The sequence below is a fragment of the Synechococcus sp. CCY9202 genome, assembly GCF_034931685.1.
In the GTDB taxonomy this organism is placed as follows: domain Bacteria; phylum Cyanobacteriota; class Cyanobacteriia; order PCC-6307; family Cyanobiaceae; genus CBW1002.
Window position 1 is genome coordinate 1 of the sequence record NZ_JAYGID010000103.1, and the last position, 17,092, is coordinate 17,092.

Here is a 17,092-nt window from a genome sequence, read left to right on the forward strand (position 1 = left end):
GTCACGGTGCGGATGGGTGGCTCGGCGGCAACCGGTGGGGGAGGCGCCGCCCGCCGCACCAGCGCCTGCCGCCCCACCAGCACCGCCGCCAGGAGGCACGCCCCACCGCCGAGGAGCAGCAACTGGCCGCGGCGCGTGCGGAGCCAGGTGGCCTGCATGGATCCGTCGCCCAACTTCTATTACTATACGGTTTAGTTCAGTTTTTGGTTCTGGATTGGTGCCGTCTCCTCCCGCCAGTTCCGCCCGGCGTCAGCGCTCCCTGCGCAAGCGTGACGCCATCCTCGAGGGGGCCCGCGGCGAGTTCCTGCGCCACGGCTATGCCGCCGCCTCCATGGACCGGATCGCAGCAGCGGCAGCCGTGTCCAAGGCCACCGTCTACAGCTATTTCCTAGACAAAGAAGCCCTCTTCCGTGCCCTCACCGAGCAGATGGTGGGCCATCGCCTCTCCGGCCTGTTCGGCGCTTCACCCCAGCAGGCCCTGCCCGCCGAGCCCGCCGCCGCCCTGCGCGAACTGGCCAACCGCTGCCTCGCCAGCCGCCATACCCATCCGGAGTTCCTCTCCTTCCTTCGCCTGGTGATCGGCGAATCGGAGCGGTTTCCCGAGCTGGCCAAGACCTTCGTGAGCCAGCTGGAACGCACCGGCGTGGGTCAGGTGGTGCAGTTGTTTTCTGCCACGCCCACCAGCCAGCCCGACCTGCGCGCCCGCATCTTCATGGGTGCCCTTGTGCATCTGATCCTCATGCAAGACCTCCTGCATGGCAGCGAGGTTGCCCCCGTCGACCGGGATCAGTTCGCCGACCTGCTGGTGCATCTGATGAGCGTGTCGGTCGGTGGAGAGGCCACGGCGGAGGGCACAGCAGAGGTCGATCGGATGGCCAACGAGTGCTGAATGGAGCGACAAGCGCCTCGGCCCTCGGCACATCGGTTGCTCAAGCCCAGGGCAACCTCACGAGCAGCAAGGGGATTGCGTCATCCTGGCGATCAATGCACCGGTGCCGTGACTCAGCTTCTGGCCCTGCTCCTGGCGGTGTTGCTCGCCTTGCCGGGCGCCCATGCCGCCGAACAGTTCAGCTGCGCAGGTGATCCGCTCAGCGCGGAGGTCTTTCAAGGAGCCGTGGATGCCACAGGCATCCCCAACAGCAATGGCGGCACTGTGCCTGGTGCGTTCATCGTGATCCGGTGGCGGGGCGTCAGCCTGCAGCTGCCACGCACCAATAACGCCGGTCCCCCCAGTTACACCGACGGGCGCTGGTGGTGGCAGGCGCTCGATCCCGACCGGCCTGAGTTCTCACAACGACGTGGAGACCTGGAGCGCTACAGCTGCGAGCGGCTGCCTCAGGCCATGGGCGCTGGCACGGATGACGATGCTGAGGCTGTGTGAAATCGTGACCTCAGGCCCGAGATTGGACCTGTGTGTTCAAGAGAGAGCCAAACAACAGGGATCTGTCCAGCGATGGTGGCGACGGACCCAGAATGTTCAGGGGCTGGGGATACCGAGCAATTCAGCCCCATACTGCTCACTGAACATGGCCTGAAGCTGCCAAGCTCTCAGCAGTGATTTGGAAACCCTGCGGAGGTCTTCAAGTTCGGTGCAGCTGTCGATGGCTCGTGAATGAGCCTCGACAAAGAACTCTCTGTTGATGGAAAGAGACTCAGTCATGGCAATGGCGATGGGGTTGGGCAACCGAATCGGCTCAGCGTCAACCGATGCCCAGCAGGCCGCGGGTGAAGGCTTCGCCTCCCAGGGCGAATTCGGTGGCCAGCAGGGCGATGAAGCCGAGCATGGCCATACGGCCATTCAGCTTTTCGGCGCGCTCGTGGAAGCCCCAGCCGCGCTCGGCGCTCACCACTTCCATGCGGGGTTCCGTGGCGAAGGCATTGAGGCGACCACCGTCTTCGGTGGTGACAGTGGCACCGCGGATGGCGGCGCGATCAAGGGCGCTGGGAGCAGAGAGAGTGGCCTGGGTCATGGGTGGAGCGATCTGAGTGAAAGAACTGTAACAGATTATTACGGATTCCCATCGATCTGCCGTTTCGCGGGCGTCTGCTCGATCAGCGACAAGCCGCTAAGCGCTCGGCTTCTCGGCGACCACCGCAAAGAACGGATCCCCCTTGCCGCCCAGCCAGCCCAGCGGTCCTGCCGCCCGGGTGGCTTCGGCGATCAGCTTCGGCATGGGCCAGCCCTGCGCCACCAGCACCCGGGCGACGATCTCGAGATGGTCCCGGTCGTCGCCATCGGTCCAGATCCGCGTGGCCTTCTGAGCGAACATGCGGTTCGAGAAGGACACGATCAGCTGGCCGCCGGCTCGCACCACCCGCAGCAGTTCGGCCGCCACCGGCTCGGGCTGCTGCAGGTATTGCCAGCCGGCCACGATCAGGGCCGCATCAACGCTGCCTGACTCCAGGGGCAGGCGCTGATCCACGTTGAGGTTCTGCACCCAATGGCGGCTCAGCCGTGGGTTGGCCTCCAGCTCCCTGGCATTGAGGCCATGGCCGATCACCTCGACGGCGCTCAGGGTTTCGGGCAGATGGCTGACCCAGCTGCTCATCAGATCCAGCACCACCGCCCCCGGCGGGATCCTCTCCTGGTAGAGCGCCGTGAGCCGGCTGCGAAACGCCCCATCGAGATGGTGCACAAAGCGGGGTTCGGCATAAAACAGGCCGTCATCGGAGCGATCCTGTTTCCAGCGGTCCTGCGCGCTCAGCACGGGATTGGCCATGGTTCACTCCACTCCAACGGGATCGGTACTGCAGGCCCTGCGACGCGGACAGACCAGCAGGCCGTCCTTGGGCGAGGGGCTGGGGATGATCGCCAGCGTCAGGTTCTGATCCGGCTCCAGCGCCAAGGTCAGCGGCTTCAGCAGCCCCACGATCAGCAGCCGGATCTCCAGCTCCGCCAGCGCCTTGCCGAGGCATACCCGCTCACCACCGCCAAACGGCAGCAGGGTGGCCGTGCAGGTTCCATCCAGATGCCGCTGCGGCCGGAAGACCTCCAGATCCTCCGTGGCGGAGCCGTGGCGATGGCTGGCGACGATGCTCACCTGCACCACCCGATCCGCCGGCACCAGCACCCCCGCCAGGGCAATGGGCTGCCGGGTCCGGCGAAAGAAGCCCCCCACCGGCGGGGTGAGCCGCATCACCTCCTGCACCACCGCATCGAGCCGCGGAGCCCGAAGGGCGTCGTAGGCGGTGGTGGCCTCCCCCGGCGGAGGGGGCCAGGGCAAGCTGTCGAGCTCCTGCTGCAGCCAGGCCAGCTCCGCTGGATGTTGCAGCAGGGTCAGCACCAGGCAACTCAACGCCGAGGCAGTGGTTTCGTAGCCGGCGAACAGCAGCAGGAGCAGCTGCTCCGCCACGTCGTCGTCGCCCAGGGGCAGGTCGGCCTCATCCAGACCTCCGGCCAGCAGATCGAGTCCGCCGGCAGCGAGGGGCGCTCCGGAGGCAGCGGCGGCCTGCGCCTTGTCGAGCACCGCGCCCAGGCGCCGCAGCAGCCGCTGCCGGGCCTGGCGGGCCCGGGCAAAGGGGCTGCCGGGCAGGGCGAACGGCAGAGAGAAGAGGCCCTGGCACCAGGTTTCGAAATCGACGAACAGGGCATCGCGATCGTTCGGATCGAGCCCCAGCACCGTGCTGGCGATCACATGGAAGGCAAACCGCCGCAGCCTGGGCACCAGGGCCACGGGGGCTGCGGCGCTGAGCAGCTCCTGGCTGAGCGCATCGACCAGGGCCACGATCGCGGGGCTGTAGCGCTTCAGGGCCGCAGAGGCGAACAGCTGACCCACCACCCGACGGCGGGCCTTGTGTTGGCCAGCGACAGGGGCCCCAGCAGCTGCCGCACACTGTCCGGCCACCAGCCCTCGATGGATTCGCTCTGGGCGAACAGGTCGCTGATCGCCCGGTCCCCCCGGATGAAGACGGTGCGCTGCCCCAACAGGGTGGTTTCGTGGACATCGCCATAGCGCTCGAAGTTCGAGCGGGCGAAATCAGGGTCGCGAAAGAAGGCCAGGGTCTCCAGCACTCCGCTCACCGCTGGCGTGCGGGGCAGGGGCCGAAGGGTGTCGGGATCGGGGGGCAACCAGCGTCATCCGCAATGGTTCCCAGGCTGGCAGCCAGCAGAGGGCACCGCGACGCCGGGGCCTGCAGACCAGGGGTTGATCGCTGGCACGGAAGCCTGTCAGGAGCGCGCCACGATGGTCACTCCGTGATTGCCCTGTGACCTTGCCCGCCACCGATCCCCCCACCACCGATTCCGCTGGCGCCGATCCCGTTGGCGCTGCTCCAGCTGGCAGCGAGGCGCGAGAGGCTGCACCCGCTGCCCTGCTCGAGCGGCTGGTGGGGGTGGCCGGAATGGAACGGGGACACCGCCGACTGGTGCTTCTGCTGCCCCAACTGGGGGATTTCGACAGCCTCGAATACGCCCAGGCCGTGGTGGCGGCCCTGCCGCAGCTGGAGTCTGCCGGCATCGCCGTCCTGGCGATCGGCATCGGCCATGAGGACAGCCGCCAGCGGTTCTGCTCCTTCACGGGGTTTCCGCTCGAACGACTCCAGGTCGATCCGGATCCCCAGCTGCATCGGGCCCTGGGGCTCTATGGGGGCTTACGGGGGATCGGCGGGCCCTGGCCGAACCTGCTGCTGATGTGCGCCGGCATCGGTTCGCCCGGCACCCTGGCCGAGGTGCTGCGCGGCTACACGGGCGATCGAGGAGCTCCCCAGCGGATCGCCGACGACGAGACGATCCAGGCAGGTCTTTTGCCGCCGATCAAGGGGTCGTTCTTTGCCAGAGCTGGTGGAACGGGATTCCAGCGACCCTTCGAGCTGGCCACGGTGCGCCTGCGCAACATGACCGAAGTGCTGGGCCACTGGCGCACCTATGTGCCTTGCGATGACCACCTGACCCAGCGGGGCGGCACCTTTCTGCTGGAGGCCGACGACACCCTGCTCTACAGCTACCGGGATCGCGGCATCCTTGGCTTCTCGGCAACCATGGCCAGGCCGCTCAGCTTCCTGGATCCTTTCCTCACGCCATCAGGCGGAGAACCTCAGTAGCCATGAGTTCCTGCGCGGCCTGAGGCGGTTCATCCCCTGCGAGGGATCAGAGCCGCGCCAGCAACTCGGCCTTCTTGCGGCTGAATTCCTCTTCGGTGAGGATTCCCTTGGCCTTGAGATCCCCGAGGCGCTCCAGGGCGGCGTAGGGATCATCAGAACCGCCGGTTGTCGCGGTCGCGGCGGTGGCGTTAGCGGTGGCGGGGACTGTCGCGGCGGTGGTGTTGGGGGCTGTCGCGGCAGTGGCGGTGGTCTGCGCCGGGCCTTCGGGGGCCGGCTCGCTTGCCAGGCTGATCTCCGGGAACTGGGACAGGGGCCGATCGCCCTCCGGTGTGGAGAGGATCAGATCACCGGTGCCGCTCTGAAGGGAGACGCCGCGAATCGCCTGGCCGCCCACATCAAACACTCTGCAGTGGCCGCTGTGCTCCACCGCCAGCCGACCTGCAGCGGGGAACACGGCGTAGCGCAGCTCGTTCTGGGCACCGCTCGAAGCAGGAACGCCGAGCTCAGCCGGCCACCAGCTCGGCTGCTGCTGCATCATCGCCATGGGCTGCATGGGGCTCATGGGCTGCATGGGGCTCATCGGTTGCATCTGCATGGGAGCCATCACCGCGGCCTGATGCTGTGAGCCCGAGCCACTGCTGCTCTGCTGTTGAAGGCCGCCAGCGTGGCTCTGCTGCTGCTGGCTGAAGCCGCCGGCGGGCGAGAAGCTGCTGAGACTGACGCTCCCAGCCGGGGTGGAAAACACCATCCCACCGCCACCTTGCTGTTGGGAGAAACCAGCAATCTGGTGGCTGCCGGTGTCGTAGACGCTGACCTGACCGTTGACGTCCACCGCAAGCCGCCCCTGACTGGGAAAGACGGCATAGCGCACGTTGTTCTGCTCGCCGGTGGCTGAAGGGGCACCAAGCTCGGCGGGCCACCAGGACTCGCGGGGGTCGGGAACGAACAGTGGTGCTGCCGATGCCGCCGCTATGGGTTGAGACGCAATGGCCACCGATACATCGCGGCAGAGGCCATCAACCCGGGCCTTGAGTGCGTTGTTGAACATGTCGCCGATCATCAACATGCCACCTGGCATCCACTGACCGGAGCCACCGAACTCGGGGTGGTTGAACTGAGCCATGCCACCACGACTGCGGAGCATGGCCTGCATCATGTGGACGACGGCGGCATCGCTGAAGCCGTGACGCTCGCCAAGTCCCCGGGCGACCTGGACGCCTTCCTGGGTGATTTGTTCCATGGTGAACTTATTTGAGCCTCAATGTTCAGTGGTCGAGCCTCTGGTGCCAGAACTCTCTGCTGCCAGAACCCTGGATCGCCAGGGGGAAGTGCCAGGGAGTTGTGTCAGGGGCAGGAATGGCTGTCAGATCACCTTATGCAACCAGCGGCTTGGCCCTGCCAAGCCTGACCCGGTGCTGACTGACTGACATATCGGCGAGAACCTCTGCACCAGAAAGACTTTCAGCTCATGCCCCGGGCCAGAGGGGCTCCTGCAAGGGTCCGCGAATCCCATCCAATCGGGCAGGCATCCCCGGGCCCCGCTCCTTGCCGAGCGGCTCAGCCGGCTGGTCCCTGGCTGCGCGCCCAGCCATCTGCTGGTCTTGCCCTCATGGTCGCCATCGGCGTGCTGGTGGACAGACCCTGCCCGGGAGCCGGGTGCCGATGGGAGACGCGACAGCCGAAACAGCAAGCTCAGGCGGCAATGGTGACCACCTGATAGATGGCAGCGTCGAGCTCTGGCGGGAAAATCGTACCGTCATAAAGCTGAACAGATCCAATATAGACCTCGCCATACACTGCTTTTTCGCCGGAGTCGTAAGACTTTTTATGACTTTGAGAGTGCCGATATCCAAAGGCATGAACATCCAGTACCCACGGCTTAGCTTGTCCTTGGAACCTTCTATGCCGGTGATTTCGTCCAGCTTGGCGATGAAATCATGATTACTGCTTGCTTGGTCAGCACTGGATTCCTCGTCAGGGAATCATGTCTCCCCCTTTCAGATTGCTTGACCAGCAGCAGCACCCAAAGGGTCTGCCTCAGAGATAAAGCAGATCGTATCCGACGTGTGAGCTGGCAGGGCCTGGATCGCTGCTGGCCGCCATGGGGATCCTGAGTGATGTCCAGAGCAATCGCCGGTAGCCTGGACAAGTCTCGCCCATGGTTCTGATCAACAGTACGAACAGTCCGCCCAGAACCCTTGCAGTGCATGGGCCTTTCAGCAAGCCAAGCAACTCGCAGTGCAGAGTCATGCGACGGTCACTGGGCTGCGATTTCTTTCTGCGCCCGATAGATTGCCGAGTAGGCAACAGCATGGGGCGCGCCTTCAAGATAGGTAAGATCGCGTTTATCGCCACCGATTCTCCTTGCGACCATCATGCCATGGTCATGGACTTCCACCAATCACAGTGTCTTATCGTCCGCCGAGAGTACACCGATGAGCGGCTCGGAAGCCTGAAGCACGCTCTCATCTTCGACATAACCGGGATTATCGGTCTTCGCTTTCCAGACATTGGAACCTTGAACGACCGAGCCCTGGACTGAATCGATGACGACCGAAAGGGAGCGCGGCACCTTGACGATCTTGCCATCCGACTCCAGGATGATCGTGGCCTCAGCAGTCCACGTACCAACAAGACCTGAGGATTGCGCCATCGACGGCGCAATAAACCAGGCTATACCAACGATAACAGCGACAACCCATCCGATCCAGTGCATGTCTTTAGCGCTTCAGCGCATGAATTTAGTGCCAATGTTTCACCCTACAGCAATATCACCAGCAGTTTATTTTCAAGCGATCTGACTGCAACAGATCAGCTCAGAGTCAAGCACACAGAGACCCTGAACATGGTCCGTCCCGGCCGATGCCAGACGCTCGTGGTGGATCGTTTCATTCCCTGCCTTGGGCACGCACATCCCGCAGAACAACCTGCAGAACAACCTGAAGAACAACGCTGAAACCAGTATGCAGCATGGGCTGGTGGCCACCGTCAAGCAGAGGTGGCACCCGGCCGGGGTTGACCTGGACTGTCGTAGAGGACCCCGCTCTGATCCGGAAACAGAGCAGCGGGGAGACTGACCTTGGGGCGTTCACTCGGCGATTCCCAGGGGAGAGGGATCACGGTGTCAGCATGGCCCCGGCACCCTCAGATGTGAAAGGTTCCTAGAGTTGGATGAGGCAGTAAGTCGAAGAACACTGACTGGGAAGACTTCGGCGACGAACTTGGGCGCCACACCGCAAGACTGAAGCCTCACATCACCCTCCAGCAACGGATACAGGAAGGCGATCCGGAGGAACGATCCCGATCAAGGCTGAAGAACAGTGACCTCGGCAGGTTGATCAAGAGTCATCACCTTGATCTGTCCTCCATCCAGGGGCAACCGATCAAAGTTGAGGCTACGAAGACCTGGATTATCATAGGTCTGGATATAATAAACTAGATTTTTCTGATCAGCGACTATGCTCCATTCCGTAATCTCGTACGTTGTTTTCGAACCACCACCTCCAAACGCACCACCCGGCGGCAACAGGATGCTTCCAGGCGGCAGATCGAACTGGCCAAGGATGCGAAATGCCGTACCAACCTGCTCCTCAGTGGTCAGATTCCTGGGAGCGAAACGACTGAACGTCAGGGCACGAATGAAGCGTGACGTGGCCAGGAAATCTCCCGGTAGACCGTGCAGTCCGCCACCGGTACTAGCCGGCGGAAGTTTCAGGCCATTCACGATCATCTCTGCCGGAGGCATAGCACTGAGGTTGGCGTAATTACCTGCTGCCGCGAGGTGATAAGGCAATGGCGGATCATTGGTATACACGCCCGTAGGGTTGTCGAGCATGGTCAACCGACCATCGATGTACTCCACTGACAGACTTCTGCCTGTACGGTCATGCACAGTCATATGAATTGGCAACGGACCGCCGAAGGCCGGCACCGTGGCGCCATTCACCAGGATCTTCGGCAGCCCCTGCTCGACCTCAGCAACGGTGGCGAAGTTCGTGAGCACATAGGTGAGCAGCTGAGAGCTATTGATCGATCGCCTGGCCTGACCCTGCGGCACGTTCTGAAATTTGGCGTAGCCGGCGAAATACAAAAGCCCACCAGCCAGGCCCTTTTCATTCATGCCATCAGGAACGACATCCTTCAGACCCAGGGCATTCAGTCCCACCACGGCATAGCGACTGGTCCACTGCAGGCCACCACCGGACTTGCCATCGGGACCATTGCCCTGGATCGCCGTCCCCCGCTGAATCAGTACCGCATTGCTGTTCAGCGGCTGACCGAACTCCATCGTGCGGCCATAAAGGCGACCGCCATCGTTTCCCTGCAGGGTAAAGCTGGTACAGGCACGCGCCGAATGTGCACCCCAGCCGGCGATACCGACAGCAGCCAACGCCGCCAAGACACGCTTTGCGATCGACATGAATCACTCAGGCCCGAGGATAGATCGAAACTACTCGTAGATACCTGAATCTGAGCGCCGATCAACCAAAATGTAGCCAAGTGATAGAGGCGTAGCGGTTCCACAGCGTGAGTTCACGCCTGAACAGCAATTCCGAACAGCGAAGGGGCCCTTGAGCAGTCCATGTGCCGATCATGGCCGACCATGCAAAAACATGATCGAAGGTAGGCAACGCTCTCCCTGAATGGCTCAGGAGGAATTGGCAGAACCAATCAGAATCACGATGCAAAAGAGAAAAACGCATGAATCGAGGGATCAGCCCAACAGAGAAGAGCAGAGCGCGATCCCATTGCATCAAAACTGCATCAATGACCATTCTCAGCGCATTGTCCAACCATGAGAGGCATGGGCTACCGCCAGTCGAGACCTGGCAGGAAGGGAATAATCGCCGGGGTTGATGTCATGTAATCGGCATAGCCACTGTGCATGGAACACAGACGTTGTTCTTCCCGCCGGGCCTTGAGGCTGAGCACGGTCGCCAGCGCCAGCAGCAGGCCCAGGTGCAGCAGGCTGCCGAGGGCCAGGGTCACCCCCATGGAACAGAGCAGCAGCGACTGGTAGAGAGGATGGCGGCAACGGCCGTAAGCGCCCTCGGTGACCAGAGGCGCTCCGGCAATCGGCTCCGGCAGCGGACTGAGACTGTCCCCGAGGTTCAGGACTCCCTGGCCGCCGATGATCAGGCCGATCAGGACGATCAGCCCTCCGATCAGGCGCAAGATCAGAGGCCAGTGAATCCCCAGGTCCAAGGGGGCCGGCGTTGGTGGCAGCCAGTGGGCGGCGATCAGGCTCATCTGCGCCAAGACCCACCACTCCCCATGGCGGTTGTCCCTCAGCCCCTCCCAGGAGAAGCCCCACTTCTGCATGCGTTCGTTCAGATGGCTCAGCATGATCCGATCTCTACAGGTGCAGGGGGTTGGCCTGGCTGGCGCCACAGGCCCAGCCATTCGTCGTTGCGCTTGTCCACCGAATCAGTGGCCGGCTGCCAGATTTCCGCCACCAGGCCCGCCTGGCGCAGCTGCGCTTCCACCAGCTGCGGGTCACTGCCCCAGGGAGGACCGCCTTGCCGGCCGTGGCACCAGAACAGGCCCAGCAGCCAGCCTCCAGGGGCCAGCAGTCGGCAGACGGTGGCGATGTAGTCCTGCCGCAGGCCAGGATCGATGGCGCAGAAGCAGGTGTGCTCCACGATCCCGCTGAGGCTGCCGGGAGGCAGGCCCGCCTCCGTCAGGGCCTGTCGGTCGAACAGATCGGCCTGCAGCCACTGCAACGTGGCCCGGGCCTCGCCATGGAGCCTGCGGGCCTCGCGCAAGGCCTCGCCACTGAAATCCAGGCCGATGGCGGTGAAACCGAGGTCTTCGAGCAGGGCGGCCTCATGGCCACGGCCGCAGCCGGGCACCAGCACCCTGCCCGGTGACTGGGGCGCCAACGGATGGGTTCTCAGGAACTGGGCCAGCGGTGGGGCGGCCTGGCCCAGTTCCCAGCCGTCACCGCCCTCTCGGTAGCGCTGATCCCAGCAGCTCGGATCTGCGATGGGGGCCGGCCTGGGGATGCTCATGATTCAAGTCTGCCTCGCCCAATCACGGCATGCGGTTAGGAGCATGGAGGCATTGCCGTACCTTGAGCCTCTCACGGGTTGGTTAGATGGGGGGCAGGGGTTTCCTGTTCCCCATCGCCAGAGGGTATCGGAGCGATCGCTTCCGTCACCGCAGGCGTGGCTGTGGCTCAGGTGGGGCCCTGGGGGTTGATGCCTGAGCAGGGGACGGGCCAGTCCAGCTCGGCTCCGACAGACGATCCCGGCGTTCTGAAGAATCGGGTCTCCCGGCAGTGCGAGAGGCACCGCCAGGATGGATGGATGAACAACGAGGCCCCTGCCACCGCACCGCGGTTGATTGACGGTCCCGACGTGGCGGCAGCCACCGTGCTCCTGGCCGATCTGCACCCCCCCACCCTGATCCTGCAGGGGGAGCGCGACACGTTCGGCCGCCCGGAAGAGGTGGCGACCACAGCTTCAAGCCCACCCGCAGCTCCGGCCTCAGCGAGGAGCAGAACCTGGCCACGGCGGTGGCCTGCAGCCACGCCTTCCTGAGTGAGCGGCTGGAGCTCACCAGCCAGGCAGCCGATTGACGCCACTGCGTCACAACCCATCAGCACCGGATCCACCCATCCGGATCCACCCATGACGCATCAACCCCCAACCCACAGCGAGCGCTACGACGAGGCCCTGCTCTGGGCCGCGCAGCTGCACCGCAACCAGCTCCGTAAAGGCAAGGGGGTGCCCTACATCTCCCACCTGATCGCTGTGAGCGGCCTGGTCTGGGAAGACGGCGGCAGCGAGAACGAGGCGATCGCCGGCCTGCTGCACGACGCGATCGAAGACGCGGGCCAGAGCCGCAGCTCGATCGCCGAGCGCTTTGGCGAAGAGGTGGCCCGTATCGTGCACGACTGCACCGACACCCAGGGCCCGCTGGCGCCCGTGGCCCCAAAGGAGCCCTGGCTCTTGCGCAAGACCCGCTATGTGGCCGCCTTGGAGCACAAGAGCGACGGCTCCCTGCGGGTGACGGCGGCCGACAAGGCCCACAACGCCCGCGACATGGTGCTCGATGCCCGCCGCGATCCCCACAGCTGGGAACGCTTCAATGCCGGCCTCGATGGCAGTGCCTGGTATCTGCTGCGGATCCACCAGACCCTGAGCCACCGACTCCCCGGCAGTCGCTCCAATGAACTGCTCGGGGAAGCGGTGAAGGAGATCCTGGCCAGCCAGGCCTACCGACGGCTGGTGCCGGCCGGCATTGCCCCGGCGGTGTGGGCAGCGGGGTATGAGGAAAGGGTGAAACGGCCATCCTTGGAGCCAACGGCACCGATTCCGGCGTCGGATTCCTGAACCGGAGAGCAGCCAACGCCCGACTATGGCGATTTCCTTCCGGAAGGGCCTACGCCACATCCGTCAGGCTGACCGCCTCGCCAGACACGTCTCGAATTCCATGCTCCCTCAGTTCCTGGGCCAGGCCCTGCTGGCCTGCCTGACACCACTTCTCCTGCTGCTGGGATTCGTGGCCCCTGCCTGGGCTGCGTTCTCACTGCCGCCGCTCCCCTATCCCGTGGATGCCCTGGAGCCGGCGATCGACGCGACCACCATGACCATCCACCACGACCGCCATCACGCCGGATATGTGACCAACCTGAACGCGCAGATCAAGGCCAATCCGGCTCTGGCCAACCTCAGCCTGGATGAGCTGCAGGGCCAGATCTCGCGCTTTCCCGAGGCGGTGCGCAACAACGGCGGTGGGCACTGGAACCACAGCCTGTACTGGGCCGTGATGGCACCGGAGGGCCAGGGAGGAGAGCCATCCGAGCAGCTGCTGACAGCGATCCAGGCCGGTTTCGGGTCGCTGGAGACCATGCAGGCCCAGTTCAACCAGGCGGCAGCAGGGCGCTTCGGCTCGGGCTGGGCCTGGTTGATCCGCAGGCCCGATGGCCGCCTGGCGATCACCAGCACCCCGAACCAGGACAACCCGTTGATGGATCTGCCCGGCATCGAGCAGGGAACACCGTTGCTGGGGCTGGATGTGTGGGAGCACGCCTACTACCTCCACTATCAGAACCGCCGGCCCGACTACATCAAGGCCTGGTGGTCGCGGCTGAACTGGTCTGAGGTGAACCGCCGCTACGAAGAAGCATCGGCAGCCGGCCTGTGATCCTGCCTCCAGGCACGTTTCCAGGCCTCCACGACCTCACATTCATGACCGGCAATCTGCGGGCGGTCGGCACCATGGCAGCGTCCCATGGGCTGCTGGGTCTCGGCCAGTTCGCGGCCAGGGCGACACCACCTTGATGCTCACCCCTCGGGGCATCCCCAGCGCTGCGGCCCGCGTGAACGCGTCGAGGCCGGCGTTGACCATGCTGATCAAGCAGCTGTCTGGAACTGGATTCCGAACCAGCACACCGCTTGTCAGTGTGAGCGAGCCTGCATCTGAGATCAAAGCCAGACCCAGACGGAGGAGATGGACCTGCCCCATCGACTTGCTGGTGAGAGCCAGTTGAAAGTCGTCATCGGACCAGTCTGCGAGCGTCGAACGTCGCCACCGCTTCGAACAACGCTCGGATGGAATCCGGCTGGGACCCATCCCCCTGACGATCACCGTTGGTTTGCCCGACGCCGGCGCGCCAGGGCGTCAGCACGAGCCGGTTCAGCCGAGGCAGCTTCTCACCAGCCTCCAGCTAGGGATGGTGTTGCTCAGGGATGACAGGACGTGCGTGATCGACAGGCCGCCGGGCATCGGCCAGCGGCTCGCCTTCCATGGCTTCAGCGGCAACATCCCGGGCTTCCTCAGGGCTCTGATTGCTTGTGCCAACAAGTCGTTCACCACCCAGGTGGTGGTTCACCGCCTCTTCGAGGTGCTCGATGGCACGGTGGAAGTCCCAGCGCCGACGACGAGCCCTGGGTGGCTCTGCCGCCAGGATGGAGCGGCTGGCTGGGGCACCGTGCCGGCTTCACCACGATCATGGTCAGCCACAGGCCCATGTGACATTGCAGGACCCGACCTCGGATCTGATCCACATAGAAACCCTGGCTTCCGACCTCTTGCCGGCATGAGCGAACCCTTGAAACTGCCGGAGTCACCCCTGCCTGGAACAACGCCCGTGCCGGAGTTGCCGGTTGTGGCCACACGCCGCGGCGGCCTGGCGTCGCGGCCGCTGGATGCTGGCCTGGTGCTGCGGCAGACCACCAGCGAGGAGTTTCTGCCTTCGGTGCGGCCCTGGGTGCACAGTGCCGGCCTGGTCATGCTGGGCAGTTTCGCTGCCGGTGTGGCCTTGATGGCCGTCTGGCCCTACCGGGTTGTGGTGCGCGGTAGCGGTGTGGTGCGGCCCAGCGGTGAAACCAGCGTGATCAACGCCCCCTTTGCTGCGCGGGTGCGTCGGGTGCTGGTGCAGCCCAACGAGCGGGTGCAAACCGGCCAGGTGTTGGCGTTGCTCGATCCCACAGATCTGGAGGGCAAGCAGCAGCAGCTCAGCCAGAGCCGAAGGGCCCTGGCCCAGCAGAGCCAGGCACTGGTGAACCAGGGGCTGGCGGCCCTGCAGGCGGCCGAGCTGGAAGTGGAGAAATCCGAGGCAGGGCTGCGCTTTGCGGAAGCCGAATATCGCCGCTTCCAGCAGCTGGGCGGCACCGGCTCCATCACCGTCACCCAACTGGAGGAGAAGGAGGAGAGCTACAACGTGGCCCTCGCCCAGCTGGCCAAAGCCAGGCAGGCGGTGGCGGAGCAGCGCTCCCGCAACAGCAGTGATCAGGCGCAGCTGAAGAGGGAGCTGGTCACCAACAGCGCCGACAAGAGCCAGATTGCTCGGGATCTGGCCCAGACGTCGCTCACCGCACCGGTACCGGGGGTGCTGTTCTCACTCAAACTGCGCAATCCCGGCCAGATGCTGGCTGCCGGCGAGGAGCTGGCCCGCATTTCCCCCAGCCAGGCCGGTCTGCTGGTGAAGGTGCTGGTGCCCTCCGAGAACATCACCAAGGTGGAAGTGGATCAGCGAGCCGACCTGCGCATCACCGGCTGCCCCTATCCCGACTACGGCACGCTCAAGGCGAGGGTGGTGTCAATCGCGCCGGAAGCCAGCCTGCCTGGTTCAGCTGATCCTGAGGCGGGCCGAAACGGCACGGCACAGCCGGCCCCCATCCCTGGTGGGTATTACGAGGTGACGCTGCAACCCGAGGGCACCGTGCTGCGTTCCAGAACCCGTAGCTGCGAGCTGCGCCTCGGTATGGACCTCAGCGCCGACATCACCACCCGCCTGGAAACCGTGTTTGGCTTCCTGCTGCGCAAGGTCCGCCTCAGCACCGGGATCTAGGAGGTTTTGTTGCCCATCGAGCACCAGCCCAGCGAGGGCACCCGTCAGCCTGCCGAGGCCCTGGCCTCCTAGCTCTTCTCCGAGGACGCGCAGGCGATCCTGGCAGAGGAGGGTTTCCGCCCCACCAACCTCGCGATCTGGGCACGGGTGAAGGATCGCTTTGCTCCCGTCAGGCAGTTCTTCGGCAACGACGGCCTCTGGGATCGTTTCTTCGCCAAAACCCGCTGATTCCCTCCCCCTGCGCGGTCCTTCATGTGTGAGCTGCTCGCCCTCAACGCCAACACGCCCACCGACATGGGGTTTTCCTTTCGGGGCCTCAGTCGCCGCGGTGGTGCGACCGGCGAGCACGCCGATGGCTGGGGGCTGGCCAGCTTCACCCCCGGTGGCCATGGCCTCACCCTGCTGCGGGAGGAGGCTCCAGCGGCCTTTTCCGTCCTCGCCGATCAGCTGGCGGAGCGCTCACCCAAGGCGCTGGTGAGCATCGCCCATATCCGCAAAGCCACCCGCGGCGTGGTGGCGCTGGAGAACTGCCATCCCTTCTCCCGCTGCTGGGGCGGGCAGACCTGGGTGTTTGCCCACAACGGCGACCTCCAGGGCGCCATTCCTCTGGGGGATCACCACCGGCCATTCGGCAGCACCGACAGTGAAACGGCCTTCTGCTGGATTCTCGAGCAGCTGGAACAAGCTGGGGTGAATCCGCAGAATCCTGGCGCGCTGTTTGATCAGCTGCACCATTGCGCTGCCCAACTGGCGGAGCGGGGCACCTTCAATGCCCTGATCAGCAACGGCCAGTGGCTGTTTGCCACCGCCACCAGCAAGCTGCACTGGCTCACACGCCGGGCCCCCTTCTGCAAGGCCACCCTGGCTGATCTGCCGTTGCAGGTGGATTTCTCCGCACTCACCACCGCAAACGATGTGGTGACCATCCTCAGTACCGAGCCGCTCACCACCGACGAGCACTGGCAACCGTTCCAGGCCGGTGAATCGCTGCTCTTTTGCGGGGGGCAGGTGATTCACCGCAGCCGTCATGGGGTCAGGCCAGTCCCAATCCCGGCGCGTTCCCAACCAGCACCAGCGCACGAAGTCCCCTGAAGTGAACCGGATGCAGGCCGCCTATCCCTCGCCCGTGTCAACTGGGAGGCCCAGCTCCGTGAGCCTCGCTGAAGCCTCCTGCTCCCGGCTGCAGCGGGGTCTGGTGGAGCGGCGGCGTTGGAGCCTTCTGCCGCACAACAATGCCCGGAGCCTGGGCCCCGGGCTTTTGTCTGCTCAGCCGTGGTGCCGACCCGAGGGGGTGGGGCGCAGCTGTGCGAGTTTTTTGCTTGGCAATCGCCGTGATCGTTGTCAGATCAGGGTGTTTTCAGTTGTGGTCGGAGCTGCGGGCGCTGGCACCTGGGGCCAGGGGTCTATCGGGACGTTCCGTTGGGTCCGGGGCACCTGAGGCGGTGCAATGGACGGCGCCAGGGTTGTTTCAGCAAAACAGCCGCGACACGCCAGGAACGTCAGTGATCCGTTGAGAGTGTTGGAGCAGGGGCCGGATCGTCAGCGCACTCCTGACGGTTGCTCAGGTGGGGTGTCTTCCATGCGCTGGAGCCTCCCGGGTGTCGATCGACTCACGATCGGACGGATGGCGGCTCAGGACAAGAGCTGGAGCGCGAACGAAACCGCTCTTCACCAAGGGCAATGGGGCTTCATGAAGGGGACTTCACGCTGCTGGCATCACCAGCAACAGCAACCGGTTGCCCTCCGGATCCA

At 64.4% G+C, this 17,092-nt stretch carries 17 protein-coding genes and 1 pseudogene; 8 read left to right on the plus strand and 10 right to left on the minus strand.

The annotated features are described in order from the left end of the window. Positions 1 to 217 precede the first annotated feature (217 nt). Positions 218 to 889: a TetR/AcrR family transcriptional regulator gene (locus VB777_RS13445; protein WP_323249537.1), complete on the plus strand. Its 672-nt coding sequence runs from the start codon at positions 218 to 220 to the stop codon at positions 887 to 889. A gap of 108 nt (positions 890 to 997) precedes the next feature. Beyond that, positions 998 to 1,381: a hypothetical protein gene (locus VB777_RS13450; RefSeq protein WP_323249539.1), complete on the plus strand. Its 384-nt coding sequence runs from the start codon at positions 998 to 1,000 to the stop codon at positions 1,379 to 1,381. Between the two features lie 96 nt (positions 1,382 to 1,477). Here VB777_RS13450 and VB777_RS13455 read toward each other — a convergent pair whose 3' ends face one another. The 4 genes and pseudogenes from VB777_RS13455 to VB777_RS13470 form a co-directional block, all read right to left on the minus strand. Then, a complete protein-coding gene (locus tag VB777_RS13455; protein ID WP_323249541.1) occupies positions 1,478 to 1,684 on the minus strand; it encodes a hypothetical protein in 207 nt (68 codons plus the stop codon). A 16-nt stretch (positions 1,685 to 1,700) separates the two neighbouring features. Then, entirely contained in the window at positions 1,701 to 1,970 is a 270-nt protein-coding gene (locus tag VB777_RS13460) for a high light inducible protein (RefSeq protein WP_322757330.1), read from the minus strand. 96 nt (positions 1,971 to 2,066) lie between these two features. Next, positions 2,067 to 2,720 (minus strand): class I SAM-dependent methyltransferase, encoded by a 654-nt coding sequence (locus tag VB777_RS13465; protein ID WP_323249543.1) that lies wholly within the window; start codon positions 2,718 to 2,720, stop codon positions 2,067 to 2,069. A 3-nt stretch (positions 2,721 to 2,723) separates the two neighbouring features. Continuing rightward, positions 2,724 to 4,021: pseudogene (locus VB777_RS13470) on the minus strand (cytochrome P450). A 320-nt stretch (positions 4,022 to 4,341) separates the two neighbouring features. On the opposite strand from VB777_RS13470, the gene VB777_RS13475 reads away from it, so the two are divergent. Next, positions 4,342 to 5,040, plus strand: a complete 699-nt coding sequence (locus tag VB777_RS13475) for a peroxiredoxin-like family protein (protein WP_323249556.1) — start codon at positions 4,342 to 4,344, stop codon at positions 5,038 to 5,040. Positions 5,041 to 5,086: 46 nt separating this feature from the next. Here the strand turns inward: VB777_RS13475 and VB777_RS13480 are convergent, their stop codons facing one another. The 6 genes from VB777_RS13480 to VB777_RS13505 all read right to left on the minus strand — a co-directional run bounded on the left by VB777_RS13480 (position 5,087) and on the right by VB777_RS13505 (position 11,051). Beyond that, a complete protein-coding gene (locus VB777_RS13480) occupies positions 5,087 to 6,280 on the minus strand; it encodes an SHOCT domain-containing protein (RefSeq protein ID WP_323249545.1) in 1,194 nt (397 codons plus the stop codon). A 1,161-nt stretch (positions 6,281 to 7,441) separates the two neighbouring features. Next, positions 7,442 to 7,756: a hypothetical protein gene (locus tag VB777_RS13485; RefSeq protein ID WP_322757334.1), complete on the minus strand. Its 315-nt coding sequence runs from the start codon at positions 7,754 to 7,756 to the stop codon at positions 7,442 to 7,444. 588 nt (positions 7,757 to 8,344) lie between these two features. Continuing rightward, complete coding sequence (locus tag VB777_RS13490) at positions 8,345 to 9,460, minus strand: choloylglycine hydrolase family protein (RefSeq protein WP_322757336.1); 1,116 nt, start codon at positions 9,458 to 9,460, stop codon at positions 8,345 to 8,347. A gap of 61 nt (positions 9,461 to 9,521) precedes the next feature. After that, entirely contained in the window at positions 9,522 to 9,833 is a 312-nt protein-coding gene (locus tag VB777_RS13495; protein WP_322757337.1) for a hypothetical protein, read from the minus strand. A gap of 16 nt (positions 9,834 to 9,849) precedes the next feature. Next, positions 9,850 to 10,386: a methyltransferase family protein gene (locus tag VB777_RS13500; protein ID WP_322757338.1), complete on the minus strand. Its 537-nt coding sequence runs from the start codon at positions 10,384 to 10,386 to the stop codon at positions 9,850 to 9,852. Continuing rightward, positions 10,380 to 11,051, minus strand: a complete 672-nt coding sequence (locus VB777_RS13505; protein WP_323249548.1) for a methyltransferase domain-containing protein — start codon at positions 11,049 to 11,051, stop codon at positions 10,380 to 10,382. The genes VB777_RS13500 and VB777_RS13505 overlap by 7 nt, the downstream gene beginning before the upstream one ends. A 297-nt stretch (positions 11,052 to 11,348) precedes the next feature. On the opposite strand from VB777_RS13505, the gene VB777_RS13510 reads away from it, so the two are divergent. The 5 genes from VB777_RS13510 to VB777_RS13530 all read left to right on the plus strand — a co-directional run bounded on the left by VB777_RS13510 (position 11,349) and on the right by VB777_RS13530 (position 16,432). Next, complete coding sequence (locus VB777_RS13510) at positions 11,349 to 11,582, plus strand: hypothetical protein (RefSeq protein ID WP_323249549.1); 234 nt, start codon at positions 11,349 to 11,351, stop codon at positions 11,580 to 11,582. Between the two features lie 90 nt (positions 11,583 to 11,672). Continuing rightward, entirely contained in the window at positions 11,673 to 12,377 is a 705-nt protein-coding gene (locus VB777_RS13515; protein ID WP_323249551.1) for an HD domain-containing protein, read from the plus strand. Positions 12,378 to 12,477: 100 nt separating this feature from the next. Further along, positions 12,478 to 13,191 (plus strand): superoxide dismutase, encoded by a 714-nt coding sequence (locus tag VB777_RS13520; RefSeq protein ID WP_323249553.1) that lies wholly within the window; start codon positions 12,478 to 12,480, stop codon positions 13,189 to 13,191. Positions 13,192 to 14,086: 895 nt separating this feature from the next. Next, entirely contained in the window at positions 14,087 to 15,340 is a 1,254-nt protein-coding gene (locus VB777_RS13525) for an HlyD family secretion protein (RefSeq protein WP_322757342.1), read from the plus strand. Between the two features lie 252 nt (positions 15,341 to 15,592). Further along, positions 15,593 to 16,432 (plus strand): class II glutamine amidotransferase, encoded by an 840-nt coding sequence (locus tag VB777_RS13530; RefSeq protein ID WP_197154171.1) that lies wholly within the window; start codon positions 15,593 to 15,595, stop codon positions 16,430 to 16,432. Positions 16,433 to 17,092: the final 660 nt, after the last annotated feature.

Bases quoted from the DNA above. Each gene is read 5' to 3' on its own strand.
- VB777_RS13460 (WP_322757330.1), bottom strand. From the start codon at position 1,970: ATGACCCAGGCCACTCTCTCTGCTCCCAGCGCCCTTGATCGCGCCGCC.
- VB777_RS13465 (WP_323249543.1), bottom strand. From the start codon at position 2,720: ATGGCCAATCCCGTGCTGAGCGCGCAGGACCGCTGGAAACAGGATCGC.
- VB777_RS13475 (WP_323249556.1), top strand. From the start codon at position 4,342: ATGGAACGGGGACACCGCCGACTGGTGCTTCTGCTGCCCCAACTGGGG.
- VB777_RS13480 (WP_323249545.1), bottom strand. From the start codon at position 6,280: ATGGAACAAATCACCCAGGAAGGCGTCCAGGTCGCCCGGGGACTTGGC.
- VB777_RS13485 (WP_322757334.1), bottom strand. From the start codon at position 7,756: ATGCACTGGATCGGATGGGTTGTCGCTGTTATCGTTGGTATAGCCTGG.
- VB777_RS13490 (WP_322757336.1), bottom strand. From the start codon at position 9,460: ATGTCGATCGCAAAGCGTGTCTTGGCGGCGTTGGCTGCTGTCGGTATC.
- VB777_RS13500 (WP_322757338.1), bottom strand. From the start codon at position 10,386: ATGCTGAGCCATCTGAACGAACGCATGCAGAAGTGGGGCTTCTCCTGG.
- VB777_RS13505 (WP_323249548.1), bottom strand. From the start codon at position 11,051: ATGAGCATCCCCAGGCCGGCCCCCATCGCAGATCCGAGCTGCTGGGAT.
- VB777_RS13510 (WP_323249549.1), top strand. From the start codon at position 11,349: ATGAACAACGAGGCCCCTGCCACCGCACCGCGGTTGATTGACGGTCCC.
- VB777_RS13515 (WP_323249551.1), top strand. From the start codon at position 11,673: ATGACGCATCAACCCCCAACCCACAGCGAGCGCTACGACGAGGCCCTG.
- VB777_RS13520 (WP_323249553.1), top strand. From the start codon at position 12,478: ATGCTCCCTCAGTTCCTGGGCCAGGCCCTGCTGGCCTGCCTGACACCA.
- VB777_RS13525 (WP_322757342.1), top strand. From the start codon at position 14,087: ATGAGCGAACCCTTGAAACTGCCGGAGTCACCCCTGCCTGGAACAACG.
- VB777_RS13530 (WP_197154171.1), top strand. From the start codon at position 15,593: ATGTGTGAGCTGCTCGCCCTCAACGCCAACACGCCCACCGACATGGGG.